27 protein-coding genes and 1 pseudogene are annotated in these 26,329 nt (G+C 65.0%); 16 read left to right on the top strand and 12 right to left on the bottom strand.

The genetic code is table 11. The features are described 5' to 3' along the window. Positions 1 to 148: 148 nt before the first annotated feature. Entirely contained in the window at positions 149 to 1,393 is a 1,245-nt protein-coding gene (locus JX552_RS16840) for an Rv1453 family transcriptional regulator (RefSeq protein ID WP_431195988.1), read from the top strand. 78 nt (positions 1,394 to 1,471) lie between these two features. After that, positions 1,472 to 2,119 (top strand): cutinase family protein, encoded by a 648-nt coding sequence (locus JX552_RS16835; protein ID WP_205873192.1) that lies wholly within the window; start codon positions 1,472 to 1,474, stop codon positions 2,117 to 2,119. A 141-nt stretch (positions 2,120 to 2,260) separates the two neighbouring features. On the opposite strand, the gene JX552_RS16830 is transcribed toward JX552_RS16835, so the two are convergent. From JX552_RS16830 to JX552_RS16820, 3 genes are all read right to left on the bottom strand, one after another. Further along, positions 2,261 to 3,616, bottom strand: coding sequence for a PPE family protein, SVP subgroup (locus tag JX552_RS16830; protein WP_205878497.1), 1,356 nt, complete (start codon positions 3,614 to 3,616; stop codon positions 2,261 to 2,263). A gap of 216 nt (positions 3,617 to 3,832) precedes the next feature. Beyond that, entirely contained in the window at positions 3,833 to 4,267 is a 435-nt protein-coding gene (locus JX552_RS16825) for an SRPBCC family protein (RefSeq protein ID WP_205873191.1), read from the bottom strand. A gap of 1 nt (position 4,268) precedes the next feature. Beyond that, positions 4,269 to 5,078, bottom strand: coding sequence for a lysophospholipid acyltransferase family protein (locus JX552_RS16820; RefSeq protein ID WP_205873190.1), 810 nt, complete (start codon positions 5,076 to 5,078; stop codon positions 4,269 to 4,271). A gap of 336 nt (positions 5,079 to 5,414) precedes the next feature. Here JX552_RS16820 and manT point away from each other — a divergent pair, with 336 nt between their 5' ends. The 3 genes from manT (at position 5,415) to JX552_RS16805 (ending at position 8,486) form a co-directional block, all read left to right on the top strand. Next, complete coding sequence (manT, locus tag JX552_RS16815) at positions 5,415 to 6,668, top strand: MMP alpha-(1->4)-mannosyltransferase (protein ID WP_205878496.1); 1,254 nt, start codon at positions 5,415 to 5,417, stop codon at positions 6,666 to 6,668. Continuing rightward, positions 6,662 to 7,420 carry a class I SAM-dependent methyltransferase gene (locus JX552_RS16810; protein ID WP_205873189.1) on the top strand — a complete coding sequence of 253 codons (759 nt, stop codon included), beginning with the start codon at positions 6,662 to 6,664 and terminating at the stop codon, positions 7,418 to 7,420. Before manT ends, JX552_RS16810 begins: the two co-directional genes overlap by 7 nt. A gap of 145 nt (positions 7,421 to 7,565) precedes the next feature. Further along, positions 7,566 to 8,486 carry a prenyltransferase gene (locus JX552_RS16805; RefSeq protein ID WP_241011162.1) on the top strand — a complete coding sequence of 307 codons (921 nt, stop codon included), beginning with the start codon at positions 7,566 to 7,568 and terminating at the stop codon, positions 8,484 to 8,486. On the opposite strand, the gene JX552_RS16800 is transcribed toward JX552_RS16805, so the two are convergent. The 3 genes from JX552_RS16800 to JX552_RS16790 all read right to left on the bottom strand — a co-directional run bounded on the left by JX552_RS16800 (position 8,483) and on the right by JX552_RS16790 (position 10,501). Further along, entirely contained in the window at positions 8,483 to 9,148 is a 666-nt protein-coding gene (locus JX552_RS16800; RefSeq protein WP_205873187.1) for a class I SAM-dependent methyltransferase, read from the bottom strand. The genes JX552_RS16805 and JX552_RS16800 overlap by 4 nt on opposite strands. Before the next feature lie 116 nt (positions 9,149 to 9,264). Beyond that, on the bottom strand, positions 9,265 to 9,543 hold the full coding sequence (locus JX552_RS16795) for a hypothetical protein (RefSeq protein WP_205873186.1): 279 nt from the start codon (positions 9,541 to 9,543) through the stop codon (positions 9,265 to 9,267). A 94-nt stretch (positions 9,544 to 9,637) separates the two neighbouring features. Beyond that, entirely contained in the window at positions 9,638 to 10,501 is an 864-nt protein-coding gene (locus JX552_RS16790) for a cyclopropane mycolic acid synthase family methyltransferase (protein ID WP_277395991.1), read from the bottom strand. Positions 10,502 to 10,708: 207 nt separating this feature from the next. Here JX552_RS16790 and JX552_RS16785 point away from each other — a divergent pair, with 207 nt between their 5' ends. Together JX552_RS16785 and JX552_RS16780 are read left to right on the top strand one after the other, a co-directional pair. Beyond that, on the top strand, positions 10,709 to 11,404 hold the full coding sequence (locus tag JX552_RS16785; RefSeq protein ID WP_205873184.1) for a DUF899 domain-containing protein: 696 nt from the start codon (positions 10,709 to 10,711) through the stop codon (positions 11,402 to 11,404). Next, on the top strand, positions 11,401 to 11,871 hold the full coding sequence (locus tag JX552_RS16780) for an SRPBCC family protein (protein ID WP_205873183.1): 471 nt from the start codon (positions 11,401 to 11,403) through the stop codon (positions 11,869 to 11,871). The genes JX552_RS16785 and JX552_RS16780 overlap by 4 nt, the downstream gene beginning before the upstream one ends. On the opposite strand, the gene JX552_RS16775 is transcribed toward JX552_RS16780, so the two are convergent. After that, complete coding sequence (locus tag JX552_RS16775; RefSeq protein ID WP_205873182.1) at positions 11,861 to 12,697, bottom strand: alpha/beta fold hydrolase; 837 nt, start codon at positions 12,695 to 12,697, stop codon at positions 11,861 to 11,863. The genes JX552_RS16780 and JX552_RS16775 overlap by 11 nt on opposite strands. A 142-nt stretch (positions 12,698 to 12,839) precedes the next feature. Here JX552_RS16775 and JX552_RS16770 point away from each other — a divergent pair, with 142 nt between their 5' ends. Next, positions 12,840 to 13,256, top strand: coding sequence for a Fur family transcriptional regulator (locus JX552_RS16770; RefSeq protein WP_431195987.1), 417 nt, complete (start codon positions 12,840 to 12,842; stop codon positions 13,254 to 13,256). Positions 13,257 to 13,291: 35 nt separating this feature from the next. Further along, positions 13,292 to 15,523, top strand: coding sequence for a catalase/peroxidase HPI (katG, locus tag JX552_RS16765; RefSeq protein WP_205873180.1), 2,232 nt, complete (start codon positions 13,292 to 13,294; stop codon positions 15,521 to 15,523). A 53-nt stretch (positions 15,524 to 15,576) separates the two neighbouring features. On the opposite strand, the gene JX552_RS16760 is transcribed toward katG, so the two are convergent. Together JX552_RS16760 and JX552_RS16755 are read right to left on the bottom strand one after the other, a co-directional pair. Further along, complete coding sequence (locus JX552_RS16760; RefSeq protein WP_205873179.1) at positions 15,577 to 16,323, bottom strand: C39 family peptidase; 747 nt, start codon at positions 16,321 to 16,323, stop codon at positions 15,577 to 15,579. Then, positions 16,305 to 17,081: a DUF1906 domain-containing protein gene (locus JX552_RS16755; protein WP_241010593.1), complete on the bottom strand. Its 777-nt coding sequence runs from the start codon at positions 17,079 to 17,081 to the stop codon at positions 16,305 to 16,307. The genes JX552_RS16760 and JX552_RS16755 overlap by 19 nt, the downstream gene beginning before the upstream one ends. A 124-nt stretch (positions 17,082 to 17,205) precedes the next feature. Between JX552_RS16755 and JX552_RS32435 the strand changes: the two are divergent. Then, a pseudogene (locus JX552_RS32435) lies at positions 17,206 to 17,391 on the top strand (MBL fold metallo-hydrolase); the annotation flags it as partial. On the opposite strand, the gene JX552_RS32430 reads toward JX552_RS32435, so the two are convergent. Together JX552_RS32430 and JX552_RS16745 are read right to left on the bottom strand one after the other, a co-directional pair. Further along, positions 17,383 to 17,661 carry a rhodanese-like domain-containing protein gene (locus JX552_RS32430; protein WP_241011161.1) on the bottom strand — a complete coding sequence of 93 codons (279 nt, stop codon included), beginning with the start codon at positions 17,659 to 17,661 and terminating at the stop codon, positions 17,383 to 17,385. The pseudogene JX552_RS32435 and the gene JX552_RS32430 overlap by 9 nt on opposite strands. 82 nt (positions 17,662 to 17,743) lie before the next feature. After that, the gene (locus JX552_RS16745) at positions 17,744 to 18,514 is read right to left on the bottom strand and encodes a glycerophosphodiester phosphodiesterase family protein (protein WP_205878495.1); all 771 of its coding nucleotides are present in this window, start codon (positions 18,512 to 18,514) and stop codon (positions 17,744 to 17,746) included. Between the two features lie 131 nt (positions 18,515 to 18,645). Here JX552_RS16745 and JX552_RS16740 point away from each other — a divergent pair, with 131 nt between their 5' ends. From JX552_RS16740 to JX552_RS16715, 6 genes are all read left to right on the top strand, one after another. Further along, the gene (locus tag JX552_RS16740; RefSeq protein ID WP_205873176.1) at positions 18,646 to 19,341 is read left to right on the top strand and encodes a cutinase family protein; all 696 of its coding nucleotides are present in this window, start codon (positions 18,646 to 18,648) and stop codon (positions 19,339 to 19,341) included. A 1,041-nt stretch (positions 19,342 to 20,382) separates the two neighbouring features. Continuing rightward, a complete protein-coding gene (locus JX552_RS16735) occupies positions 20,383 to 20,679 on the top strand; it encodes a PE family protein (RefSeq protein WP_205873175.1) in 297 nt (98 codons plus the stop codon). Positions 20,680 to 20,711: 32 nt separating this feature from the next. Continuing rightward, positions 20,712 to 21,896 (top strand): PPE family protein, encoded by a 1,185-nt coding sequence (locus JX552_RS16730; protein WP_205873174.1) that lies wholly within the window; start codon positions 20,712 to 20,714, stop codon positions 21,894 to 21,896. 18 nt (positions 21,897 to 21,914) lie between these two features. Further along, complete coding sequence (locus JX552_RS16725; protein WP_241010591.1) at positions 21,915 to 23,114, top strand: PPE family protein; 1,200 nt, start codon at positions 21,915 to 21,917, stop codon at positions 23,112 to 23,114. 50 nt (positions 23,115 to 23,164) lie between these two features. Beyond that, positions 23,165 to 23,974, top strand: a complete 810-nt coding sequence (locus JX552_RS16720) for a glycoside hydrolase family 16 protein (protein ID WP_205873173.1) — start codon at positions 23,165 to 23,167, stop codon at positions 23,972 to 23,974. Between the two features lie 16 nt (positions 23,975 to 23,990). Further along, positions 23,991 to 25,136, top strand: a complete 1,146-nt coding sequence (locus JX552_RS16715; protein WP_205873172.1) for a hypothetical protein — start codon at positions 23,991 to 23,993, stop codon at positions 25,134 to 25,136. A 7-nt stretch (positions 25,137 to 25,143) separates the two neighbouring features. Here JX552_RS16715 and JX552_RS16710 read toward each other — a convergent pair whose 3' ends face one another. Continuing rightward, entirely contained in the window at positions 25,144 to 26,190 is a 1,047-nt protein-coding gene (locus JX552_RS16710; RefSeq protein ID WP_205873171.1) for a M48 family metallopeptidase, read from the bottom strand. Positions 26,191 to 26,329: the final 139 nt, after the last annotated feature.

Below are 26,329 nucleotides of genomic sequence, written 5' to 3'. Positions count from 1 at the left end.
GCTTGACTGTATACGATACGTTGATGTAGCTTTTGAAGGGCCCGCGGGGACCCGCGCCCGCATCGATCCGCAGTCGAACCAACTCCCCTCACCTCACCGAGAGAACTCGATGAAAGTACAAAGTGCGCCTACGACCGAATGGTTTTCCGTGGTAGATAGCAAATTGTCGCCGCAGATCCGCGAGCTGATCCGCCAAGGAGCCTGGATCGCTCTCAACCCAACCCCAGAATGGCTGGAACAGCTCGACCGGGCATCCGTGGCCGGCAACTCCGCGATCGCCGGAGATCCGACCCTGGCCGCAGCGGTCAGTTCGTCCAATCGTGCGAACCTCGTGCACTTCGCCACCAGTCACTTGCGTGACCCCGGTGGCGTCGTGTCGGCGTACCTCGGGCCTGAGCCGTTGCGGATGGCTCGCATTCTGGTGCGCCGGGGCCTTGGCGCTTCGGCGCCCGACATCTACCGCATCGGCCAGAACGTGGCTTTGCAGCGCTGGATGGACATCGTGTTCGACCTCACGTCCGATCCGCATGAACTCAGAGAGCTACTCAATGTGATCTCGCGCTCAGCGAGTGATTTCGTCGACTTGACGCTAGCCGCGATCGCGCGGCAGATGAAGCTGGAGCACACCGAACTGGCCCAGGGGGCGATCGTCGAGCGGCGCAAGATCGTCGAATTCATCCTCGACGGCGAGTCCATGAACCACAAACGGGCTGAAGCGCGACTGGGGTACGCGCTCAGCGGATCTCACACCGCCGCCATCCTGTGGTGTGACGAGCCTGACGGCGATAGCCGGCTGATGGACCGGACGGTTGCCGCATTGGGGCAGGTTGTCGGATGCCCACAACCATTCGCGGTGGTCGCCAGCGAGGCGACTCGCTGGGTGTGGTTCAAGGATGTCGCCGAAATCGACGGTGAAAAGGTCCGTAGAGTGCTCGACGAAACTCCCAGGCTGCGCCTCGCGATCGGCGCCGGTGCGCGAGGCGTCGACGGTTTCCGCAACAGCTATGAGCAGGCCCTCACCGCGCAGCACATGATGGTGCGGTTGCGGTCACGACAGCAGGTAGCGCACTTCGAAGACATCCAGATGGTCGCGCTGCTCACCCAAAAGCAAGGTCAGGCAGATGCTTTCATCAGCCATACGCTCGGTTCCCTCGCCTCGGCCGGCTCGGTGCTTCGGGACACGTTGCTGACGTACATCAACGAGCAGTGCAATGCCGCCCGCGCGGCCCAACAGCTCTACATCCACCGCAACACCCTGTTGAGCCGGCTCGATGCCGCCCAACGACTGCTGCCGCGGCCGTTGGAACGCACCACCGTTCGCGTCGCGGTTGCACTCGAGGCGTTGAAGTGGTTCGGCAGCCGCGACCAGGACTCCACCTTGACGGCTGATTGAGCCGCGGCACGCGAGCACGCCGTCGGCGACCCCAGCCGCCGGCTACGGTCTTGCCGTCGGTATGCCAGGATCTTGGGCATGACCGCACGCTGCCTCGCACGAATCTCCGGTGTCTTCGTCATGACGACGTGGGCTCTGCTGAGCGTGCCACTCGCCACCCCGGCCACCGCATCGGCCGACCCCTGCTCCGACGTCTCGATCGTGTACGCCCGCGGCACTCACCAGGAGCCGGGGCTGGGCAATGTCGGCCAAGCCTTCGTGGATTCGCTCACTTCTCAGCTGGCCGGCCGTTCGGTCGAGGTGTACGCGGTCAATTACCCCGCCAACGACGACTACCACAACAGCGCAACCAGCGGTGCTGACGATGCGAGTGCTCACGTCCAGAGCACGGTCGCCAGTTGCCCCAGCACCAAGATCGTCATGGGTGGGTACTCGCAGGGTGCCACCGTGATCAATCTGGCCACCACCCAGATGCCGGCGCCGGTTGCCAACCACGTCGGCGCGGTGGCCTACTTCGGCGAACCATCCAGCGGTTTCTCTAGCGCACTGTGGGGCGGCGGCCCGCTACCGACGATCAGCCCGCTCTACAGCGGCAAGCTAATCAGCCTGTGCGCTACCGATGACCCGATCTGCACGGGCGGCGGCAACATCATGGCGCACGTCTCCTACATCGAGAACGGTATGACGACCCAGGCTGCGACCTTCGCGGCCAACCGGGTCAAGTAGCGACGCTGACCGAACATCCCAGCTGGGCGATCAGCCGGGCGGCCGGCGTCGCGTTCGGCGGCGCGGGCTTTTCCGCTAGGAAGGCGTCGGACCGGGGCAACGTGCCCTTTGCCCCGCGTCCAGCGTTGGCCTCCGCTCGTCTCAGCGCGGCAGCAGGCGTTGCTTCTGCTCGGTGAACTCTTCGTCGGTGAGGATGCCGGCGTCGCGGAGCGACGCGAGTTCACGGAGTTCGGCGGCGATGCTGGTGATCGGGCCGCCGGGCAGCGTCGGCGGCGGCGCCGCACTTTCCTCCGGTACCTCAGCCGCCGCCGTCGTCCCGCGCTTAGCGACCCCGACGCGTTCCTTCGTGCGAGGGCCGCCCGACCCGCCGGTGCCGATGGTGCCGGCCATAGCCCGCCCAGCCATCCCGGCCACCGCCATCTGGCCGAACAGCGCGCCGGCGCCCTCTGCCGCGGAAGCCTCTGCCGCGGCAGAGGCGCCGGCGGCAGGCGACGTCAGCGCCGCCAATCGGAAGCCGGGAGCGGCGGTGGTCCAGCCCGGGGGGACCGACAGTCCGCCGACCGATCCAGCCTCGCCGAGGCCCGCCGACACGGGCGAACCGAGGTTGGTGATCACCGGGAAGTCGGTCGGGGGCGCGGCTGCGGTGCCCGGCCACCCTTGGACCCCGGCCCACCCGCTGATGATGTCGTCGGTGTGGATACCCACGTGGTAGCCGGCGACATCGTACGGGAGGGCAGACGTCGCAAGAACTCCGTCTATCGACCCGCTGACGAGACCCGCGCCGAAGTCGAGGAGGGTCACGATGTCGAACGGCGAAATAGCTGCGGCCGGAGCCGGGGTCGCCAGGCCGGCCAACGCGTCGGGCACCGCGGCGAGCGCCTGCTGGGCCGAGGAGACGGCGCTCTGCACCTCCCCGGCGGCTGTTCCGGCGGCCTGGCTGACCGCGGCCGCTTGCGCTGACAACCCGCCTGAATCGGTGGTGGCGGAAGGACCGGCGAACGGCGTCAGCGTGGTCGCGGCCGCCGATGACGCCGCATAGCTCTGCATGGCCGCCGTGTCCTGTGCCCACATGTCGGCGTACTCGGTTTCGGTGAGTGCGATCAAGGGCGTGTTCTGGCCGAAGAAGTTGGTCGCGATCAGCGTCATCAACAGGCTGCGATTGGCCAAGACAACCGGCGGTGGGACCGTCTCGGCGAACGCGGTCTCGTAGGCGACAGCCGCTGCTTTGGCCTGATCAGCGGTGTGCTCAGCCTGGAGAGCGGTGACTCGGAGCCATGCGATGTAGGGTGACGCGGCCGCAGCCATTGCAGCTGCCGCCGGGCCGATCCACGGACCGGCGGTCAAAGCCGTGATCACCGACTGGTACGCGCTGGCCGTTGAATACAGCTCGGCTGACAGGTCGTCCCATGCCACGGCGGCCGCCACCATCGATCCAGAGCCGGGGCCGGCGTACATCAGCGTCGAGTTGATCTCTGGGGGCAACAACGCGAAGTCCATCACGCTTCCTCCGATCGGGTGTGGTCGGCTGGCCACCTCACTGTGGTGCATTCGATGCACGCTCGGCCCGAATCCCCCGGGGCCCGTGAGCGGACATCACCGCGTAGCGCGACTTCAGACAACGGCTCGCTGTCTGCTGTTTGCACAGCCTTTACCAATAAAGCACACATTCAGCTCATCGCCGAAATGGCGGTCCGCCGGGCCGCACCCGCGGAGTTACCTCTCGAACTCGAGATAGTGCCGGATTTCCTCGGCCGCGGCCTCCAAGTTTCGCGCGACCAGGCCGCGTCCGAGCCACTCGCTGAGCCGGGCGATTCCGAGACCGGTGGTAGAAAACGTCAGGGTCAGGGTCAGGCGGCTGCCGTCGCCGTCGGGTTCTACCAGCGCAGCGAAAGAATGTCGCGTCCCTTGCACCGCCCGCCACTTCAGTAGGCTGCCCGTCGGCGGTGTGATCAGCACGCGGCCGCCCAGCTGGATGGTGCCACTTTCCATGTACACGTCCCACAGCTCGCCGTCATCGCGCGCTTTGACGAATCGACATCGGCTGAAGGTGGACACCTTGGGAAAAAGACCGTGCGGGTCGGTGACGAACGTTCCGCTGACGTCGAGCGGACAGTCGATATGTCGGGTGACGGTGACGGTCTGGGTCATATCACCGGACCATGGGGACGATCGTCTTGCTGGCCAGCTTGGACAGTCCGACCTGCATGACGCTGGTGACATAGCCCAGGGCCCGGTCCCAATCCGGCTCGTCGCCAAATCTGGCGCGCACGTCGATCGGGTCGAGCACCTGCATGCGGATCTTCGCCGGAAGGGGAAAGTGCGGCAGCGGCAGTGGGGACAGTCCCCACGGAATGCTGAGCGTCATCGGCATGCTCTTTACGCGAGCCAGTTTGTCCAGCCGCAGCAGCTGGGCGGTGCGGCGACCGTCGTTGAGCACTATCAAGGTGTCATGGCCGCCGGTCGCCACCACCGGCACGATCTTCACGTTGCACTTGTGAGCAAGCCGCAAGAAGCCTTTGCGGCCTGAAAAGATGATCTTGTTGCGGTCGCGCCAGGGGCGTAGGGCCTCCACGTCCCCGCCCGGGTAGACCAGGGCCGAGCCGCCACTGTCGAAAATGCGCTCAGCGAAGGAATTGGCAGCCGGGACCACGCCGAGCTTGCGGGTCAGTTCGCCGATGACCGGCGCGGCCGTGACGGTGTCGTGCGCCAGTGCGTAGAGGGGACGGCCCTCGACAGTGAAGTAGGTGTTGTAGGCCAGCAGGAAGACGAAGGTGTCCGGGGTGGCTCCCCCGCCGCTGTGATTGCCCACGAACAGCACCGGCTCGTCCGGCACGTTCTCGAGGCCGTGCACCTCGGCTCGGAACCACACAGTGGAGGCCAACCACAGCGGAGGCAGCACTGCGCGAATGAACTCCGGGTCGCGATGACGAAGTTCTTTGGGAAGTCGTGGCCGAGTCATCACGATGAGACTAAACCGATTTGACGTGTTTTGACCGCGGTTGAGACCCCGCGGGTTCGCGCTTGCGCCGGTGATTGTCGTAGCTTGAGACGAGCCTGTCTCAGGCTCGACCGGTTCAGAACGGTAGCCGGGTGTGCGGCGCGGGTGCGATGGCCCGCCGCGTTGACAGGGCGTGGGGATCAGTCGGGGGTGCGGTTTGCGTCAATTAGCTGGCCGAACTATAATCTGGACACATGTCCAGTTTGCTGTCCTGCCGTTCGACAGCGCGTTGACAGCGATGAGATTGGCGCCTTTCTCCTCTCTTGCTGGTCGATCCCTGGCGGCGAAGGGTTGAATATGCGAATTGCGCTGCTGTCTTACCGGAGTAAAGACCATTGCGGTGGGCAAGGTGTCTACGTGCGGCACCTCAGCCGCGGCCTAGTGGACCTCGGCCACGAGGTCGAGGTGTTCTCGGGCCAGCCCTATCCAGAATTGCTCGATCCGCGGGTTCGGCTGACGAAGGTCCCCAGCCTCGACCTCTACCGCGAGCCGGACCCCTTCCGGGTGCCCCGGCCGAGTGAAATCCGCGACTCCATCGATCTGCTCGAACTGGCCACCATGTGGACCGCTGGATTTCCCGAGCCGCGAACCTTCACCCTCCGGGCAGCGCGGTTATTGGCGGACCGGGCTGGCGATTTCGATGTCGTGCACGACAATCAGAGCTTGGGAAGTGGGCTGCTGACCATCGCCGCGGCCGGCATGCCGGTGGTGGCTACCGTGCACCACCCCATCACGCGCGACCGTTTGCTCGATCTCGCTGCCGCGCAGTGGTGGCGAAAACCGTTGGTGCACCGTTGGTATGGGTTTTCCAGCATGCAGAAGCAGGTGGCGCGCCAGATCCCTGACCTGCTAACGGTTTCCTCGTCGTCGGCGTCCGACATAGTTGCGGACTTCGGCGTCTCGCCCGGGCAATTGCATGTGGTGCCGTTGGGGGTGAACACGGAACTGTTCAAGCCGGGCTCATCGCCACGGCAACCCGGCCGGGTGATGGCGATCGCCAGCGCGGACACTCCGCTCAAGGGCGTCAGTACCCTGTTGCACGCCGTTGCCAAACTGCGCACCAGCCGAGACCTCGAATTGCGGTTGGTCGCCAAAGTCGAAACCAACGGCCCGACCCATAAGCTCATCGCCGAGCTCGGCATCTCCGACATCGTCCACATTGCCAGCGGACTACCCGATGCCGAGCTGGCCGCGCTGTTCGCATCGGCCGAAGTGGCGTGTATTCCCTCGCTCTACGAAGGTTTTTCGCTGCCTGCGGTCGAAGCAATGGCGAGTGGGACACCCATCGTCGCCAGCCGAGTGGGTGCGCTGCCCGAAGTCCTGGGAACAGATGGTGCCTGCGCCGAGTTGGTGGCGGCCGCTGACGTCGACGCCCTGACTCACGCGCTTGGAAAGCTCCTGGATTCACCGGAGCGCCGACGCAGCCTGGGCGCGGCCGGGCGCAGCCGTGCAGTCAACGTGTTCAGCTGGGACGCGGTGGCCGCCCAGACCGTACGTGTCTACCAGCAGGCGATTCAGCGGCGGGCAGCCGAGGGCGGGCCGCAATGCTGACAGTCGATTTCGACCGGCTCGGAATCGGGCCCTCGACCAAGGTCATTGACGTGGGTTGTGGCGCGGGTCGGCATGCCTTCGAGGCATATCGACGAGGTGCGGATGTGGTCGCATTCGACCAGGATGCCGCCGAACTACGATCGGTGGACACCCTGCTGCGCGCAATGGCCGAGGCCGGCGAGGCTCCGAAAGCGGCCTCGGCGAAGGTAGTTCGTGGCGACGCACTCAATCTCCCCTACGCCGACGAAACTTTCGACTGCGTGATCGCCTCGGAGATCTTGGAGCATATTCCCGAAGACGATGCGGCCATCGCTGAGCTGGTCAGGGTGCTCAAAGTCGGCGGTGTTCTGGCGGTCAGCGTGCCGCGGTGGCTACCGGAGCGGGTGTGCTGGTTACTGTCCGAGGAGTACCACAGCAACGAGGGCGGCCATGTGCGGGTTTACCGGGCCAGTGTGCTACGCGACAAAATCACTGGCCGCGGAATGGATTTGATGCACACGCATCATGCCCATGCGCTGCACTCGCCGTTCTGGTGGCTCAAATGCGCGATAGGGCCATCGAACAACGACCATCCGGCCGTGACTGCCTACCACAAGCTGCTGGTGTGGGATCTCATGCAGCGGCCGAAAATCACCCGGTTGGCGGAGAGCGTGCTGAATCCGCTAGTGGGCAAGAGTGTCGCCATGTACTTCACCAAGCCCGGATCGGTGCAAAGTCCTGCTGTGCAAGGGTATTCAGTTGCTTTGGGATGACAATGCGCCGGGTGTCGCCGGGGTTCTGACCCCCGAGCAGTGCCGGCAGACGGCGATCTCCATCGCGGCCGCCCAGGAATCGTCGGGCGCGATCCCCTGGTTTGCCGGCGGGCACACCGATCCGTGGGACCACGTGGAAAGCGCCATGGCGCTTACCGCGGCGGGTCTGTTGGAACCCGCGCGTGCCGCCTTCGACTGGTGCCGTCGAATGCAGCGGCCGGACGGCTCGTGGCCGATCCAGATTCGGGCCGGCGTCATCGAGGATGCCAACAGCGACAGCAACTTCTGCGCCTATGTCGCGACCGGGGTGTGGCACCACGTGTTGGTCACCGGCGACGAGTCGTTCGCGGCCATGATGTGGCCGGTGGTGCAGAGGGCGATCGACTTCGTCATCGACTTGCAGGTCGGCTATGGTGAAATATGTTGGGCTCGAAGCGAAGCCGGGCCTCTGGCGGAAGCGTTGCTGACCGGGTGCGCCAGCATTTTCCACAGCATCCGGTGCGCGCTGGCACTTGCTGCCCTCATCGGGGAACCGCAACCGGAATGGGAACTGGCGCTGGGACGGTTGGGTCACGCTATCGTCGCCCATCCTGAAGCGTTCACCGAGAAGGACCGCTATTCGATGGATTGGTACTACCCGATCCTCGCGAGCGCGTTGCGCGGGCCGGCCGCCGCGGCGCGAATTCGGCAGCGCTGGAACGAGTTCGTGGTGGGCGATCTGGGCATCCGCTGTGTGGTCGACCGGCCCTGGGTCACCGGAGCGGAAACGTGCGAACTGGTGATGGCCCTGGACGCCATCGGTCACCGTTCAGCGGCGTACCGGCAATTCGGCGCGATGCAGCATCTGCGTGACGGCGACGGGTCCTACTGGACTGGTTTGGTGTTCGCCGACGGCAAGCGCTGGCCGGAAGAGCGCACCACATGGACGGGTGCGGCGATGATCCTGGCAGCCGACGCGTTGTCCGGCACCACGCCGGGCAGTGGGATATTTCGCGGACACGCGCTGCCATCGGGTCTGCAGACCGATTTCGACTGCGAATGCGTTACAGCCGGACCTGGCCGTTAATCGACCGGCTCGCCGGCCTCGCCGCCGGTGCGTTCCAGCACCCGCAGCGAACCGGTCGCGCCGACCTCCCGGAACTGGCCGGAAGCTAAAGCGCGACAATAGATTTGGTACGGCGCGCGACCCCCGTCATCAGGGTCGGGAAACACGTCGTGAATAACCAGACCACCACCGGCGACCACCCACTTGGCCCATCCCTCGAAGTCGCGCGCAGCGGCGGCCTCGGTGTGACCACCGTCGATGAACAGCAACTGCAGTGGCGAGCGCCATCCGCGGGCAACGATCGGTGATTTGCCCACGATCGCCACAACGTGGTCGTCGAGTCCGGCGGCGTCGAGGGTACGGCGGAACGTCGGCAACGTGTCGAAAAGCCCGGTCACCTCGTCCACGAGCGAAGAGTCGTGAAACTCCCAACCGGCCTGATGCTCTTCGGATCCGTGATGGTGGTCGATCGTGTAGACCACGCTGCCGCGCTGCAGCGCGGCAGCGCCGAGCAGCAGGGCGGATTTGCCGCAGTACGTGCCGATCTCCACGCCGACACCGCCGTCGAGATAGCGCAGCGCGGCGGCGTACAGGGTCTGCCCTTCGTCGCCGGGCATAAAGCCGCGCACCTGCTCGGCAAGCGCGAACAGGCGCGCGGTGGAGCCGGTGTCGTCATCGCTCATCAGCTGAACCTATCGCTCGCCGCAGGCGTGGTCCAAGGCTGGTCGGCGTCCTTGCTGGCGTTAATGAGACAGGGGTCCTTCTGGACAGCCGTCCGGCTGTCCAGAAGCCCTGTCGGTCAGCCGTGCGGGGCCTCGGAGATCTTGCTGTCCGGCTTGCCCAAAGTCTGGCAGTACGTCTGTGCCGAGAGACGGGTCGCGCTGATCTCCAGCGAGGTGGGCTCGGCGCCGCTCTTGTCTTTGAGCATCTTGCTGACCTCCTCGCTCTGCTTCTTCTCGTCCTGGGTGGTGAAGTCTTTGCACTTGGTGTCGCCACCGGTATTGATCACCTTCGACGCCGAACATCCGCTGAACATCAACGCGGCGATGACAATCGCGGCAGGTGCGAGGGGTTTCATCGGTAGCCCTTTCTGAAGTTGGGAGACGTAGCTATCTATAGACCGCAGCGTGCATTCTCAAACACCGGTGGAATTGCCCCCGGATCGAGGACGGTTACTTTTCCAGCGTGAACTGATTGACGTCGATATAGCCGGTGCGGAAATGATCGGCGCAGCCGGTCAGATATTTCATATACCGGTCGTAGACCTCTGGTGACTGAATTGTGATGGCCTCGTCCCGGCTGGCCTTGAGCGCTGCGGCCCAATGATCGAGGGTCTTGGCGTAGTGCTGCTGCAGCGATTGGCGTCTGGTCAGCCGGAAACCCGCCTTTTCCGAGAAGTCGGCGACGATCTCGGTATCCGGCAACCGGCCACCCGGAAAGATCTCTGTGACAATGAATTTCGCGAACTTGATGTGACGCATCGAGATAGGCAGGCCGCTCTGGGCGAGTTGCGCACGGGTCAAACCGGTGATTGTGTGCAGCAGCATGACACCGTCAGTCGGTAAGAGCTTGTAAGCCAGCGAAAAGAAATCCTGGTAGCGGTCGTGGCCGAAGTGTTCGAACGCCCCGATCGAGACAATGCGATCGACGGGCTCGGTGAATTGTTCCCAGCCTTGCAGCAACACGCGGCGACTGCGCGGGGTATCCATTGCGTCGAACGTCTTCTGCACATGCGCGGCTTGATTCTTGGAAAGGGTCAGGCCGATGACATTGACGTCGTACTTGTCGATTGCGCGGCGCATAGTGGCGCCCCAGCCACACCCGACGTCGAGCAATGTCATGCCGGGCTGCAGTCCGAGCTTGCCTAGCGACAAGTCGATTTTCGCGAGCTGAGCCTCCTCCAGCGTCATGTCGTCGCGCTCGAAGTACGCGCAGCTGTACGTCTGGGTCCGATCCAGGAACAGCCGAAAGAAGTCATCGGACAAGTCGTAATGTGCCTGCACGTCGTCAAAGTGCGGCTTCAAGTGCTGAGACAAGCGAGAAATGCCTTTCGTGGCGCCTGAGCTCCGAAGGGAGTCCGGCATGCCCGACGCCGGCGGCTACCTGGTTACCCGTCGGACCGGAAAGAAAACACCGCCCCGCGTGATTCGAGTTCGACGATGAGTTTCGGGACTCCGGTGAGTCACACCTATAGACCGACCGAACACATCAACAGACAAGCGTCAATACAGAAGGTGGATCTCATGCACAAGGCCATGCCGCCGATCGTCGACCAACAGACCTGGCGCGCGGAGCTCGATGCCCTGCGAAGGCGCGAGAAGGCTGCCACTCGGGAACTGGACGCGATCGCCGCCCAGCGGCGCCGATTACCGATGGTGGCGTTGCCCGACTACATGTTGATCGGCGCCGACGGGCCGATCCGCCTCGCGGACGTGTTCGACGGCCGCTCGCAGCTCGTCGTCTATAACCACATGTGGTCCCCGGGTGCTGAGTGGCAGTGCAGCGGCTGCACCGGATTCACGTCGCAGTTCACTCGGCTGGAGTTTCTCGACAACTACGACGCGCGGTTCGTCATCGTCACCAGCGGATCCATCGACGAGGCGCTCGCGTATCGCCGCAGGGTCGGAAATCGGATGCAGTGGTATTCGTCGTCGGAGAGTTCCTTCGGCACGGACATGGACGCACCGCCCGGCGGCGGCTTCGCGGTCAACGTGTTCTTGCGCGATGGTGACGCCGTCTACCGCACCTGGCACACTAACGGTCGCGGAACCGAACAGCTCAGCCACTCCTTTGCGCTCATCGACATCCTGCCCTTCGGGCGCCAGGAGGAATGGCTCGATTCACCGCCCGGATGGCCGTCGAAGCCCACCTACTCCGGGTGGCTGGACTCGCTCGACATCGCCAGCGCCTACGGACCGAAGGACCAAGAACAAGAATGAGTAGCGAATGCTTCGTGGCTACCCGGACCATCTCCGCCACGCCGACCGCAATCTTCGCCGTGCTGTCCGACCCGGCCCGTCACCGCGACACCGAACCCACCGACTGGGTTCGTGACGCGGTGAACCCCGAACGCATTACCGGCGCCGGCCAGATCTTCACCATGAACATGTACCTCGAGGCGGCCGGCGGTCACTATGTCACGCACAATCTGGTCACCGAATTCGACCCGGACCGTGTCATCGCGTGGATGCCGGGCCGGCTTGACAACGCGGGCAACCATGCCGGCGGTGGCTGGTTCTGGCGGTACGAACTCGCCCCGGTCGCTAACCGCACGGGCGTGACGCTCATCTACGACTGGACGGCCACGCCACAGGCGTTCCGTGACCAGATCGGCGGGATGCCGCCGTTTCCGGAGGATTACCTCAGCGCGTCGCTGGCCAGTTTGGAGCGCTCGGTCACGGATTGACGCCGAGGCTTCGTGAAAATTCGGTGAACGCGTCGCGCACCGCGGCGGGTTGCTCGATCCAGGGAAAGTGGCCCGCCTCGGATATGACCCGCCAGAGCACATTGTTGTGGTGAAACCGCTCGGGCTGCCACAGCGACTGCGTGACGATCCGGTCCGCCGAGCCGCTGAGGATCAGGGTCGGCAATGTGGTGGGCCACCAGGCCAGTCGGTAGTCACGGTCGAAATGATCCGCTGACCACCGCACGGCGTCGACGTTGAATGGCATCCGGCCCAGGAGTTCGGTTCCGGCGTCAAGACTGTCGGCGGTGAAGTTCCACGGCGCCGATCGGAGCGCAACGTCGCGCAGGTGTTCGTCGGTGGCGTCCGCCTCGTATCGGGCGGCCGCAAGGTCTAAACCCGGCAACGGGTCATTGGCGGTCATCTCTTCGTAGACCGAGATCCACGATGCGTCGGGAGCGGTGCTGATCAGCACCATGCCCGCGAGCAGCCCGGCCAACGCAGGAGTCGCCAGCAAATATTGGCCGCCCGTGGAATGTCCGACATAAACCGGATGCTCGACGGCCTGAGCCGCTTCGATTAGTACCTGTGGCCACCGCCGGTAGGGATCCGCCGTGGCGCCGGGAGCGTTCCTGTTCGAACCGTCGCCGGGCAGGTCGACCAGCCACGAGCATCCACACGCCGCGACGGCGTCGACCAGTTCTTCCAGCGACTCCGATCCGATACCCGGACCGCCTGGGAGGAAGAGCCAGTTCAGCGGGCCTTCACGACGCCCGTGGAGTCGTAACCGGACGCCCGACGGCGTCCAGTGGACATGCTGAGCAGCCATGGACTCCCCGGCGTTCGGTGACTGGGTCGGTCTCAAAATTACCTGCGCTGGTAGTGCATTTGGCTTCCGGCAAACTCTTGACTGACTCCAGATAAGTGCGGAGGATTGGCATGTGTCCTCGGATCACGCCGAGCAGTTGCGAATGGCCGATTTGCGGGTAACGCGGCCGCGGATTGCAGTGATGGAGGCGGTTCATGCCCATCCGCATGCCGACACCGACACGATCTTCTCCGCCGTACGAGTCGGGTTACCCGACGTGTCCCGGCAAGCCGTGTATGACGTGCTCAATGCGCTGACTGCGGCCGGTCTGGTGCGGCGTATGCAGCCCTCCGGCTTGGTGGCACGGTACGAATCGCGGGTCGGCGACAATCATCACCACGTCGTGTGCAGATCCTGCGGGGTCATCGGCGATGTCGATTGCGCCGTCGGGGATACGCCGTGTCTGACGCCATCAGACGACAACAACGTGTTGGATGGGTTCGTCCTCGACGAGGCCGAAGTCATCTACTGGGGCCTGTGCCCCGATTGCTCGAGTACTGATTCCCGATCACACCCGTGATCACAGCCCGTTTCAGATAACCCGGAAGGAATGCTGTGTCGTCCGATACATCCGAGAGCCGACCTCCGCACGCCAACGAGTCGGCGAGCACCAGCGAGAGCGAGAACCCGGCCATCCCGTCGCCCACTCCGAAGTCCGATGCACCTCGCACCAACCAGGACTGGTGGCCCAACCAGGTCGACGTGTCGAAGCTGCACCCGCACTCGCCGCAGGCCAATCCCCTCGGCGACGATTTCGATTACGCCGCGGAGTTCGCCAAGCTTGACGTCGATGCGCTCAAGGCGGATCTGGTCTCCGTGATGACGACTTCACAGGACTGGTGGCCGGCCGACTACGGCCACTACGGCGGCTTCTTCATTCGCATGAGCTGGCACGCGGCCGGCACGTACCGCATCTTCGACGGACGCGGCGGCGCCGGACAAGGATTGCAGCGGTTCGCACCGCTCAACAGCTGGCCGGACAATGCCAGTCTGGACAAGGCGCGCCGGCTGTTGTGGCCCGTCAAGAAGAAGCATGGCAACAAGATCTCCTGGGCCGACCTGCTGGTGCTGGCCGGCAACGTGGCCCTGGAAGACATGGGCTTTCAGACTTTCGGGTTCGCATTCGGCCGCGAGGATGTCTGGGAACCCGAAGAAATCCTCTTCGGCGAAGAGGACGAATGGATGGGCACCAACAAGCGCTACTCGGGCGAGCGTGACCTCGCGCAACCCTACGGCGCCACGACGATGGGGCTGATCTACGTCAATCCCGAAGGACCCGAGGGCAAGCCGGATCCGGTCGCCGCGGCCCGCGACATCCGCGAGACGTTCGGCCGGATGGCCATGAACGACGAGGAGACCGCCGCGCTCATCGTGGGTGGCCACAGTTTCGGCAAGACTCACGGTGCCAGCGCCGACCCCGTCGGCCCCGAGCCCGAGGGTGCCCCGATCGAGCAGCAGGGGCTGGGCTGGAAGAGCACCTTCGGCACCGGCAGCGGCAAGGACGCCATCACCAGTGGTCTGGAAGTGGTGTGGACGCCGACCCCGACGAAGTGGGACAACAGCTTCCTGGAGACCCTGTACGGCTACGAGTGGGAGCTGACCAAGAGCCCCGGCGGGGCATGGCAGTTCACCGCGAAGGACGGAGCCGGCGCGGGCACCATTCCCGACCCGTTCGGCGGTCCGGGGCGCAACCCGACCATGCTGGTCACCGACGTGTCGCTGCGCGAGGACCCGATCTACCGGCAGATCACCCAGCGCTGGCTGGAACACCCCGAGGAGCTCTCGGTGGCCTTTGCCAAGGCGTGGTACAAGCTGCTGCACCGCGACATGGGACCGCTCAGCCGTTACCGCGGGCCGTGGATTGCCGAGCCGCAGTTGTGGCAGGACCCGGTCCCGGTGGTCGACCACGAGCTGGTCGACGAAAGCGACATCGCGGCGCTGAAGTCCAAGGTGCTGGCGTCGGGCCTGTCGGTTCAGCAACTGGTCAAGACGGCGTGGTCAGCAGCGGCCAGCTACCGCAACACCGACAAGCGCGGCGGCGCCAACGGCGGACGGCTGCGGCTGGAACCGCAGAAGAGTTGGGAGGTCAACGAGCCCTCCGAGCTGGACAAGGTGCTGCCGGTTCTCACCCAGATCCAGCAGGATTTCAATGCCGCCGCCGGTGGCAAGAAGATCTCGCTGGCTGACCTGATCGTGCTGGCCGGCTCCGCCGCCGTGGAGAAGGCGGCCAAGGACGCGGGTTATGAGATCTCGGTGCACTTTGCGCCCGGCCGCACCGACGCCACCCAGGAGAGCACCGACGTAGAGTCGTTCGCGGTGCTCGAGCCTCGCGCAGACGGGTTCCGCAACTACTTCCATCCCGGCGAGAAGGCTCCGCTCGAGCAGTTGCTGCTGGATCGGGCGTACATGCTGGGCGTGTCCGGGCCGGAGTTGACGGTGCTCGTCGGTGGGTTGCGTGCGATCGGCGCCAACCACGGCGGTAGCAAGCACGGTGTGTTCACCACCCAGACCGGCAAGCTCACGAACGACTTCTTCGTCAACCTGCTCGACATGGGAACCGAGTGGAAAGCGTCGAAGAACTCCGAGAACGTCTACGAGGGCCACGACCGGGCAACCGGCGAACTCAAGTGGACAGCTACCGCGAATGACCTTGTATTCGGCTCGAACTCGGTGCTGCGCGCGCTCGCCGAGGTATACGCCCAGGATGACAACCACGGGAAGTTCGTCGAGGACTTCGTCGCGGCGTGGGTCAAGGTCATGAACAACGATCGCTTCGACCTGCAGTAATCCGCGTCAGCCAGGACGCCCCGCGAGTCGTGCGCTCGCGGGGCGTTCTCGGTTCACGGGGCAGCAGTGACGACGATCGACTCGGTGCCGGTCTGCCAGGCCGCGGCGAAAGTGGCGAGCGAAACTTGTTCGTCCGCGTGATCGGCCCCCGGGTCATTGAGATGAACGACGTCGGTGTTGGTGTCGATACCGGTGACGACCAGGAAATGGTCAGCTGCGGTGCGCTGGTCGCTGGTGTTCCAGATGACGGCGGAATTGACCCAGGCAATGATCTTGCGATTCTCGGTGAGGTACCGCCTTAGCGCGGGCAGCCCGGTCTGATCCGGATGCGTCGTGGCTTCGGTCATCACCGACTTGATGCCGTAATGCTTGAGAAGCACCACCTCGTCGGCCATTTCGATGCCGCCGGTGCCGTTCGCGTGGCTCGGGTCGTTCACCGGTGCATAGATGGGACCGGGGTTGGTTCCCGACGGTGTGCTTACCGCCAGCGCGATCACCTGTTGTTCGGTCGGCGCATGACCGGTGATCTCGCCGACTACGTCCGCCACCGAAAGCAGCCCACAGTTGTCCTCGAGCGACTGGGGTTGCCAGTATTTGGCGGCCGCGGCGGGATCGCCGTAAACCCCCGTCCGGGTCGTGGTCGTCGATGGGGTTGCCGGCGAAGGCGTGATGGTCGACGCGGCGACGGTTATCGACTCAATCTGCGGCGGCGCCTTCGCCAACGGAGGTGCCGAACCGCAAGCCGACAACGCGACGATGCCGACTGCGCCGATCAGTGCTGCTAGCGGGCGAGATCCCATTGCCCGTAGTCGGCCGCCAGGACGTCGTCGATGTCAATCTGCGTCCCGGCCAATAAGGGACCGTTGACCACTCCCTGGTACAGCACCGCAGCCGGTTCGCGCTCTCCGTTGGACCAGGACCTGGTCTGCCAGGCCCACCGATGACCCGGCGTGGTCGAGTTCCCGATCACGTTGTCGCTGATGGCCCAGCCGCATGCGCGGGAATGCCCGTAGATCCCGGTGCGGCTCACGCCGAGCACTGAGTTGATGCCCCGAAACCACGGCAGCGCAAGGCTGTTCCAGGTGCCTTGGTCGATGTTGTCGTCCACGCTGAAGAAAATCGGCGCCGAAGTTCCTCCCCCGGCCGCGTTGTGCAACGCCAGGGCGGTCTGCGCATCGGCAACCCCGCCGTCGTAGCCGCGGGTGAAATCGGAGGGCGCGGATCCGCCCGGCTTGCCGTACTGGAAATTGCTGACAATGTGCAGACCCGCCGCGCGCAGGGAATCGGCGTACTGGCGGGTGATCGGCTTCGCCTCGAAGTTCATCCCCGGACGCGACTCGGACACATAATTCACCACGCCCTCATAACCGGCCGCCTTGATCTCCTCAGCCGGGATTCTCTGCAAGGCGAAGTCGATCAACTGACCGCTGCCGGCTGACGCTCTGGGCGCTTCAGCCGTGGCTGCGAGCGCACCGAGCAATACCGGCGCCAGGGCATAGCCGAACACGGCGCGTCGGGACAGGTGACGAGGGCCACCGGATGAGGCAGATTCGGTCACCGCGCGATGGTAGCAACCGCGCGTTGGGATCGTTGAGAATTCAATCCGACCCCAGCTGGTGGTGCTGTCGGCGATCGCGCCGCACGACCTGGCAGCGGGCCGGGGGTATCTGATGATCATGGGTGTGCGTGTGGAGTTTATCGAGACGTCGAGTCTGGTCGACCGCAGTTATGTGGTGGCCGACGACCACGCGGCTGTGGTCATTGATCCGCAGCGCGACATCGACCGGGTGACGCAGGTGCTCGGTGAGCGCTCCGCAAGCATCACCGATGTTCTGGAAACGCATCTGCACAACGACTACTTAGCGGGAGCCGGGTCCGCCCGCGTCGCGCAGCTGTCGTTCGGCCTTTGCGGTGCGCGGGCCCGACTTGCACACCAGCACAAGATATTCGGTCAGATGAGGAGCTATCGCGGACAGGTGTCGGTCAAGCACATCGAGCGGGACGCTAGCGGAACCGGCGATGTGCGCGGTCTCGAATTCGGCCGGGGTACGCACATCGACAACGCGCGGCGGGGCGGGCGCGTCGAGCCGGCGGCCTAGCTCGGAGGCGGTGATGGTTGCCACGACTGATGTGCCCATGCCGATACCGATTCCCGCTGGCGGGCATTCCGGGGTCGTTTGAATCGTGGCGACCCTTAGTACGGTAGTTCTCTGCGTACGATCAGCCGTGCCGCCACTGGCCTCGGGACACGAGCACCTCGCGCAGCAGATCGGCGCGATCGGTGATGATGCCGTCGACCCCGATATCGAAAAGTGCAGCCATCTCCGTCGGGTCGTCGACCGTCCAGGCATGCACCTGACGGCCCATCTCGTGCGCCGTGCGCACCAGGCCCGGTGTGATGACAGGCACCGCTCCGAGTCGTGACGGTAGCTGCACGCAGTCGCTGTCGCGCATGAGCCGCCAGGCATATCCCTGATCGCGCGGTGCCCGGGCTGCTAGGACCGCCAGGACTGCGCCCGTTCCGGCCGCGCTGGCCACCCGCCTCGACAGCAACCGCAAAGCCCGCCGGCGGCGGCGCTCGGAGAACGATGTCACCAACACTCGGTCGTGCGCGTTCATCCGCTCGATGACGTCGACGGTGGGCTGCACAGCCGACGCGACCTTGATATCGATGTTGACTCGGATACTGGGATGGGCAGTCAACAGATCTTCCAGAGTGGGTATCGACTCCCCCGCGCCCAGGTCTGCCGTACGCGCCTCGCGCCAATCCAATTCGTCGATCGCGCCCCCCACGCCGCAGGCTTCGTCCAATCGCCGGTCATGCAGGACCACCGCAACGCCGTCGCGGGTCGCACGTACGTCGGTCTCGATGTAGCGAAACCCGAGCTGCACCGCCGCGTGGAATGCGGCCATGCTGTTCATCGGGTACTTGAACGAAGTAAAACCCCTGTGCGCCATAGCGATTGGGCCGACTTCGCGAAGAAACTCCACTGCCGGGGTCCCGTCATCGTTCACCAGGTAAGTATCGCTGCCGGCGGGCGAAAAATCAGGTGCCGGCAGTACAGATCGAACATGGTTGTAAGGGGCGCGCGGCCGCAGATCACTCGCTACCATGATGTGCTGTGCGCCAACTAGTTACCCGGAAATCGGCAGAACGCGGTCTAGCGGCGATCGCGACGTGTGCCGCGTTGCTCTTCGCCGTTGTGGTGCTGCCGGCAGGCACTCCCGGTGTGGCAGGGTATGCGATCGCCGCCAACTGCCCACAAGTGGAAGTCGTCTTCGCCCGCGGCCGATTCGAATCAGCGGGACCGGGCGCCCTCGGCAATGCGTTCATCAATTCGCTCAGCTCCAAGATGGGCGGGCGGAGCATGGGCACCTACGCTGTGAAGTACCCGGCCGACACCGAGGTCGATATCGGCGCCAATGATATGAGCCGACACATCCAATACATGGTGAACAACTGCCCCAACACCCGTCTTGTGCTCGGTGGTTACTCACTCGGTGCGGCTGTGACCGATGTGGTTCTCGCGGTGCCGATGTCAGCATTCGGATTCGACAGCCCCCTACCCGAAGGCACCGACCAGCACATTGCCGCGGTCGCCCTGTTCGGCAATGGGAGTCAGTGGGTCGGACCGATCACCAACTTCAGCCCCCTTTACAACGACCGGACCATCGAACTCTGTCACGGCGCAGACCCGGTCTGTAACCCCGCCGACCCCAACACATGGAAAGAGAACTGGCCGCAGCACCTGGCTAACGCGTACATCCAGGCTGGGATGGCCAACCAGGCGGCGGATTTCGTCGCCGGCAGGCTGTAGGCGCGGCGCTACCTGTGCCGGAGCGGCCGCCGTGCGGGACGGCCCCGAAGCCGGTGAAGATCCGCGGTCGGTAGGTGTCCCCATAGACCTGCGACGGCGGGCAGTGCGCGCTGCGAGATCACCATTCGCTGGATCCGTCGGGCGACCACCAGCACGACCAGGCTGGCTGTGAGCCTGCCCAGGGCGACTCGCGAGGTCCGCTTCCGCCACGACGGCTGCCGGGACCCGCTGCGTCGGCCCAGCTGAAAGCCGGTGCACAGGGCCGCTATCAGGGCGAGCCCAACCAGCACCGTCATAAGAGAAGAGCCTGCTTCGCCGCCGTCGCGATTCGGTCACGCGAGAGATACACCTCAGCCAATAAAGCTGAACGTCCCCGCAGCTGCCCGGGGCTGCGGCGATGCCGGGATCCGGATAACAATCATGGTGAGAATTAAGCCGGGTACCGGCCTCCCGGGTCTTGGAATTCCACAGCTGGGAGATATGTTCACGGTGAATTTAAAGGTGGGAGGCCGACATTCATATGATTAGCCAGCGCAATAATATTTAGTCGATCTCCATGGTCGTGGTAGCACGGTCGGCGCGGCGGCCGTCGGCGGCGGGTCAAGCGGCGTGCCCAAAAATTGGCAGTCCTCCTTTGTGGCGCGGCGATCTACGTTTACGCGGATGGGCAGCTGCGGACGAGAGGGCCGACCCGCGACGCCCGCGCTATGGGAAATGCATTGTTAGACAGATCTTTTCGCTCTATCGACAGTATCCGGACGAGCATCCCGGTAGGGCCCACCCCTACACCGAGGCGGCGCTGGGCGGTTGGCGCGTCGTGAGTGCGGCGATTATGCGGCCCCTTACTACACAGATGCTGCGCAGATCCTATGAAGTTGGTGTGACTAAAAATCAAGGTGAATGTTGGCTAAACATCAAGATCAGCGTCCATTCGGTGGGGTTAGCCGCATTGAACCCGCCATGGAACGGTCAATACCGTACGAGACAACGGCAACACGTTGACGTGTGAGAGCCGACCCCACAGCTTGTTCGGAGGAGACTATGTCTTTCGTACGCACTTATCCAGAGCACCTGGCAGCTGCGGCCAGCAACCTGCAGTCGCTCGGTGCGGCTTTGAACGTGGGCAATGCCGCTGCCGCCGCCCCTACGACCGGCGTCGTGCCCGCCGCGGCTGACGAGGTGTCGATCCTGACGGCAGCCCAGTTCGCCACGCACGCCGCACGTTTCCAGGAATTGCAGGCCAAGGCAGCCCAGATTCAGGCGGCGCTGGCCGCGACGCTCGGGACGAGCGCTGGTTCCTACGCAGCGACTGAAGCGGCCAACGCGGCTTCGGTCTGAGCAGTCACAAGAGGTTAGGGGAATAGACGCCAATGGCTGACTACGGCCTGTTGCCGCCCGAGATCAACTCCGGGCTGATTTACGCCGGCCCGGGGGCGGGCTCGTTGCTTGCCGCTGCCGCTGCATGGAGCGGGCTGGCCGCCGACCTCCAGGAGGCTGCGTCGGGTCATCGGTCGGTGATCACCGCATTGACCAGCGGTCCGTGGCTGGGACCGGCAGCCGCTTCGTTGACTGCCAGCGTCAGTCCGTTCCTCACCTGGCTGGAAAACAGTGCCGAGCAGGCTGCGCAGGCGGCAAGCCAGGCGACCGCTGCGGTGAACGCGTATGAAACAGCCTTTGCCGCGAGCGTTCCTCCCCCACTGATCGCGGCCAACCGTGCCTTGGTGCAGGAGCTGATCGCCTCTAACCTGCTCGGGCAGAACAGTTCGGCGATCTCCACCCTCGAGGCCCAGTACGCCGAATTCTGGGCCCAGGATTCCGGGGCGATGTACACCTACGCCGGCAGTGCTGCGGCCGCCACCAAACTATCGGAGTTGCCCGCACCGGCTGAGGTAGTGGATCCCATGGGGTTGGCCGACCAGGCCATCGCAGTCTTCAAAGCGCAGTACAACACCGGCTATACCAACGTGATGAATGTGGCGTCGCAGATCAACCCCAGGGTCTCCGATGTGCTGAAGACGTTGTCCAGCCCGATCAACGGCACCGCGATCGACCAGTTCCTGGTGGCGAATACGCCGTTGGACGACGTGGTCGCGTTGTACAGCAAGTACCTCTCTCCCTACGTCAACTCGCTCGCCGCGATGATCCAGTCGACGCAGTCTTTCGGCCAGGTCAGCAATGGTCTGACCGCCATGGCGAACTTCGCGAAGCCGGCGGCCTCAGCGGCCAAGGCGGCTGAAGGCGCTGCGTCGGCCGCGGGCGCGGCCGCGGCCAGCGCCGGGCAGGCCGCGGCCGGTGCCGCCGGCAATCTCGGAGGCGTGGCAGCGGGTTTGGGCAAGGCGATTCCGATCGGCGGCTTGTCAGCGCCGGCGAACTGGGTGCCGTGGCAGGCCACCACCAATCCGGGGATCGCCACCGCGATCCCGGCGGCCGCCGAGGGCAACAGCTTTCCGATGGCGCCGCCGTTCGGGCAGTTCTTCAACGGCGGTTACGGCCGCAATCAGCCGACCTACGGTTTCAAGCCTTCGGTCATGGCCAAGCCCCCAGCCGCCGGCTGACGGCCGCTACGCGAAGCAATGGTGGATTACGGGGCGTTGCCGCCCGAGGTTAATTCGGGCCGCATCTATACGGGTCCGGGGGCGGGGCCAATGCTTGCCGCCGCGGCGGCATGGAGTGGACTGGCGGCTGACCTGCAAACCGCAGCGTCCGGCCATCGGCTGGTGATTTCCGAGCTGACCAGCGGGCCATGGCTGGGCCCCGCGTCGGTGTCGATGCTGGCGGCGGCGACTCCCTTCGTCGTCTTCCTGGACAGCAGTGCGGTCGAAGCCGAGCAGGCGGGAAGTCAAGCCTTTGCAGCGGCCGCCGCCTATGAGGCCGCGTTCGCGGCCTCGGTCCCGCCGCCCGTGATCGCCGCGAACCGCGCGCTGCTGGCGGTACTGGTCGCCACCAACATCCTCGGGCAGAACACCCCGGCGATCGCGGCGACCGAGGCGATGTACGCCGAATTCTGGGCCCAGGACGCCGCGGCGATGTACAACTACGCCGGTAGCGCCGCGGCGGCGACCCAGTTCGGGGAGTTGCCCGAGCCGGCCGAGGTGGCCGAACCCTATCAGCTGGCCGACCAGGCCGTCGCGGCATTCAAAGGGCAGTACAACAACGTTTTCACCAACATCATGAACGTGGCCGGGCAGCTCAACCCCCGAGTCGCCGATGTGCTCAAGACCCTCTCGACGCCGATCAACAGCACCGCTATCGACCAGTGGCTCATCGCCAACACGCCGTTGGACGACCTCGTTCCGCTCTACAGCAAGTACCTCTCGCCCTACGTCTCGGCCGTCACCGCGGTATTCCAGTCGGGGCAGGCGTTCGGGCAGGCCAGCAGCGGCATGATCGCCATCACCAACTTCATGAACGGCCTGGCGCCTGCGGCCAAGGCGGCTCAGGGCGCGGCTCAGGCCGCCGGCGCCGCGGCGTCCAGCGTTGGGACGAACGTGGGAAGTGTGACGGCAGGTCTGGGCAGGGCGGTTCCGCTCAGCGGATTGTCGGTGCCGGCCAGCTGGACCTCCGCCGTGGGCTCGGCGACGGGTCCGGGCGCGACGGTGATCAGCAACGCCACCGGGATTCCGGCGACGTTGGAAACCACAGCTACGGGTGCAGCGGGCAACACTCCGGTGGCCCCACCGTTCGGGCAGTTCTTCAATACCGGCAACGGTCGCAAAACGCCCGCGTACGGGCACCGGCTGACCTTCATGACCAGGCCACCGGCGGCCGGGTAGGGCTTGTGAATTTCCACCGGCCTCGTCGTGGCTGCTAGGGTCCCTTGCTAATGCTCGAATTTGATCGCCGCCGCATGCTTGTGATGACGGGCCTGATGACCGGTGCGGCCGCCATCGGTGCAGTCTCCCTTCCATCGGCCGGTGCGGCTCCGAGCGGCGCGGCAGGTCCCTACCTGTTCCACGACGAGTTCGACGGGCCGGCAGGCTCCGCCCCCGACCCGGCGAAATGGACGGTGTCGAAGGCGCGCGAGACGATCAAGGACCCGACCTATTGGGAGCTCCCGGAGCACGTCGGGCAATACCGCGACGACCGGCAGAACGTCTTCATCGACGGGAACTCCAACCTCGTCATCCGCGCCGCCAAAGACGGCCCTACTTACTACGGCGGCAAGGTTTTCAGTCCCTGGCAAGGTGGCATCGGCCACACCTGGGAAGCCCGCATCAAGTTTGATTGCCTCACCCCGGGTGCTTGGCCCGCGTTCTGGTTGTCCAGTGACGCACAGGGCGAAATCGACATCGTCGAGTGGTACGGCAATGGCAGCTGGCCGTCCGCGACTACCGTCCATGCGAAGGCCAACGGCTCGGAGTGGAAGACGCACAACATCGCCCTGGACAGCGCATGGCACACCTGGCGGGTGCAGTGGGATGACGCCGGAATGCGTTTCTGGCAGGACTACACCGACGGCGCGCAACCGTACTTCACCGTTGCGGCCAACTCGCTACCGGACTGGCCGTTCAATAACCCCGGTTACCAGGTGTTCCCCATTCTCAACCTGGCGGTCGCCGGTTCCGGCGGCGGTGACCCGGGACCGGGCCACTATCCCGCGCAGATGCTCGTCGACTACGTGCGGGTCTGGTAACCACTACAGTTCGGGCATGACCGCCGCCCCGGGGCCGCTGATCACGCGTTACGCCCAGCGTTTCTGCCGGGTGCATGCCGACCGACACTCGGTGTCTTCCCCGTTGGGGGCCTGGTTGCTGCTGGCTCTGGCCGCCCCACTGGCAAAAGGCCCCGTCCGCAAAGATCTCGAAGACATCCTGGGCGTCGACGTCAGGAGCGCACGACGGGCATTGGACGAGTTGCTCGGCGACATCCCGGAGGTCATTCGCAGCGCGCTGGCAGTGTGGGGAGTGCCATCGTGGCCGGGCGCCCTGCCCGCCGCGGTGGAAACTGGACCGGTGCCGACGCAGGCACAGGCTGATGCATGGGCGCGCGATCACACCGACGGAATGATCGATCGCTTCCCGGTCGACGTGTCGGAGATGACGGCGGTGCTTGCCAGCGCCCTGGCGACTCGTATCGCCTGGCTGCGGCCCTATGACGTCACCGATGCCGCCGAATTACGCTCACCCTGGGGCAACCAGGTCGCTCAGGCGCTCAGCGGCGTAGACGGGTACCTCACCGACGTCGCGGGATTGGGTCCGACCGCGGTGCACACCGCCGTCGGGGGCGTCTACCTGCAGGTGACGTCGGTCATCGCCCGCGAAGACGCCTCCTCGGAGGCCGTCCTTGCCGCAGCCCACGATATCGCGCAGCGACAAGCCACCGGATCGACGGTGCGGCGCCAGTTGCTCTCCGATCTACCGCTGGGCGACGGTCCGTTCTGGACGATCACCGAGGACCGTCGCCCGGGCGGCGATCAGGTGCGGGTGGTGATGCCGGCGTGGAAAGCGTCGTCGAACCTCGAGCTGACCAGTGATCCCGGCCTCGGGTTCGGCGCGGCGGGACGGGCGCTTGCCGAGACGTTGCAGGCGGTGCCGGATATCGAGGCTCGCCAATCGGCGGTGGCTCGCTATAACCGCTGGGGATTCGAAGCGGCCGCGGTCACCGCCGTCTCGCTGCGCAGTGCGATGATGCCAATCGGCTTGTCGCGCACCGCCACAGTGCGCTTCGGCCATCCATATGCCGTGGTGGCCAGCGTCGGCAAGCGTCGCGCCCGGCGCGACCCCTGGGCCGGGGTGCCGGTCTTCGCCGCCTGGGTCGCTGAACCCGCCGACGTCGACTCCAGTCCTCCGCGCTAGCCGGGCCCTATTCGGGTCTCTGCCGCCACTCGCTGATTTTGCGTCCCAAGGAATCGGCTGCATTCGTCGCAGCCCGGCCGACCCCGTCGACGATTCCACCTAATCCGTCGCGGATGCCCTGAATCAGCGGGTCGTCGGACTGGTCGAAACCATCCTTGTAGTGCCGGGCGGCTTCGCTGAAGTCATCGGCGAACGAGGCGCCGTCGTCGTCGGATCGTCGCGGGTACTCCCCCGACAGCACTTTGGCGTAACCGCCGGTGTCCACCCACTGGGTCAGTGCGGCGGCCCGCAGCACCGAGAAAGGGTGTGTCTGCAGCTCCAGATTGAGCAGCTTGAGCACGCCGTCGCGCATGTCCCCCGACCTTTCGTACTCTCGCGCCTGAGCGAGGAACGCCTGCGAGTCCAGCTTGTCCAACCGACTGCCGCCCGCGAGCTTCATCTCCACCCGTATCGCGGTGTCCAGGTCTTGGCAGCACAGCAACCCGGCGCGGTCGCCGGACAGCTCCGACTTGCGTTGCCATTCCAGCAGCGCGGCCACGATGGCGCGTAACGCCCACCCACCGATCGGCATGAAACCGAATGACCCCGCCAAGCGCATGAGGTGCATCATCATCGTGCGGTAGACCGCGTGCCCGGAGAGCGCGTGGCCGAGTTCGTGGCCCACCACAAAGCGCATCTCGTCATGGGTCATCAGGTCATACAGGCCGGAGGTGATCACGATGAACGGCTGGTCCATCCCGATCGTGAAGGCATTGGCCAACGGAGACTGCGTGACGAAGAGTTCGGGCTTTTTTGGCGCATCCAAGACGTCGACGCACTCCTGAAGCAACGCGTCGAGGTCGGCGAACTGGCGCGGGCCCACCCGCGCGCCACTGGCCAGGTACAGCAGGCGGTGTTGGCGTTCGCGCAGCATCCCGGAGAGCAACTTCAGCATCTGGTCGAAGCCCTTGAGCCGGCGCAGCGCCGACAGGGCGGTCCGGTCGGCGGGATGTTCCCAGGCACGCGAGCTGATCTCTGGGAAATCGGCCCGGGTCGTGGCAGGTGGGTGTGACATGGCGGTCCCCTTATTGTCCGTCTCAGGATAGGGGGACGACGCTCGCAATATAGGGCAGCAAAGTTCCGCGTGCGGTGGCGGCGCGCGCGGACGATTAGCTATCGGATCGGGAGTTGAATAGGCCGAACTACGGTGCGGG

Source organism: Mycobacterium gordonae (assembly GCF_017086405.1).
GTDB lineage: Bacteria > Actinomycetota > Actinomycetes > Mycobacteriales > Mycobacteriaceae > Mycobacterium > Mycobacterium gordonae_D.
The sequence above is the reverse complement of the archived record's forward strand: the minus strand, read 5'-3'. Positions and strand labels throughout refer to the sequence as shown.

Bases quoted from the DNA above. Each gene is read 5' to 3' on its own strand.
- JX552_RS16785 (WP_205873184.1), top strand. From the start codon at position 10,709: ATGCACAAGGCCATGCCGCCGATCGTCGACCAACAGACCTGGCGCGCG.
- JX552_RS16810 (WP_205873189.1), top strand. From the start codon at position 6,662: ATGCTGACAGTCGATTTCGACCGGCTCGGAATCGGGCCCTCGACCAAG.
- JX552_RS16820 (WP_205873190.1), bottom strand. From the start codon at position 5,078: ATGACTCGGCCACGACTTCCCAAAGAACTTCGTCATCGCGACCCGGAG.
- JX552_RS16805 (WP_241011162.1), top strand. From the start codon at position 7,566: ATGGCGCTTACCGCGGCGGGTCTGTTGGAACCCGCGCGTGCCGCCTTC.
- JX552_RS16795 (WP_205873186.1), bottom strand. From the start codon at position 9,543: ATGAAACCCCTCGCACCTGCCGCGATTGTCATCGCCGCGTTGATGTTC.
- JX552_RS32430 (WP_241011161.1), bottom strand. From the start codon at position 17,661: ATGGGCACATCAGTCGTGGCAACCATCACCGCCTCCGAGCTAGGCCGC.
- JX552_RS16720 (WP_205873173.1), top strand. From the start codon at position 23,165: ATGCTCGAATTTGATCGCCGCCGCATGCTTGTGATGACGGGCCTGATG.
- JX552_RS16800 (WP_205873187.1), bottom strand. From the start codon at position 9,148: ATGAGCGATGACGACACCGGCTCCACCGCGCGCCTGTTCGCGCTTGCC.
- manT (WP_205878496.1), top strand. From the start codon at position 5,415: ATGCGAATTGCGCTGCTGTCTTACCGGAGTAAAGACCATTGCGGTGGG.
- JX552_RS16760 (WP_205873179.1), bottom strand. From the start codon at position 16,323: ATGGGATCTCGCCCGCTAGCAGCACTGATCGGCGCAGTCGGCATCGTC.
- JX552_RS16835 (WP_205873192.1), top strand. From the start codon at position 1,472: ATGACCGCACGCTGCCTCGCACGAATCTCCGGTGTCTTCGTCATGACG.
- JX552_RS16715 (WP_205873172.1), top strand. From the start codon at position 23,991: ATGACCGCCGCCCCGGGGCCGCTGATCACGCGTTACGCCCAGCGTTTC.
- JX552_RS16735 (WP_205873175.1), top strand. From the start codon at position 20,383: ATGTCTTTCGTACGCACTTATCCAGAGCACCTGGCAGCTGCGGCCAGC.
- JX552_RS16725 (WP_241010591.1), top strand. From the start codon at position 21,915: ATGGTGGATTACGGGGCGTTGCCGCCCGAGGTTAATTCGGGCCGCATC.
- JX552_RS16730 (WP_205873174.1), top strand. From the start codon at position 20,712: ATGGCTGACTACGGCCTGTTGCCGCCCGAGATCAACTCCGGGCTGATT.
- JX552_RS16710 (WP_205873171.1), bottom strand. From the start codon at position 26,190: ATGTCACACCCACCTGCCACGACCCGGGCCGATTTCCCAGAGATCAGC.
- JX552_RS16770 (WP_431195987.1), top strand. From the start codon at position 12,840: ATGGCCGATTTGCGGGTAACGCGGCCGCGGATTGCAGTGATGGAGGCG.
- JX552_RS16780 (WP_205873183.1), top strand. From the start codon at position 11,401: ATGAGTAGCGAATGCTTCGTGGCTACCCGGACCATCTCCGCCACGCCG.
- JX552_RS16775 (WP_205873182.1), bottom strand. From the start codon at position 12,697: ATGGCTGCTCAGCATGTCCACTGGACGCCGTCGGGCGTCCGGTTACGA.
- JX552_RS16830 (WP_205878497.1), bottom strand. From the start codon at position 3,616: ATGGACTTCGCGTTGTTGCCCCCAGAGATCAACTCGACGCTGATGTAC.
- JX552_RS16825 (WP_205873191.1), bottom strand. From the start codon at position 4,267: ATGACCCAGACCGTCACCGTCACCCGACATATCGACTGTCCGCTCGAC.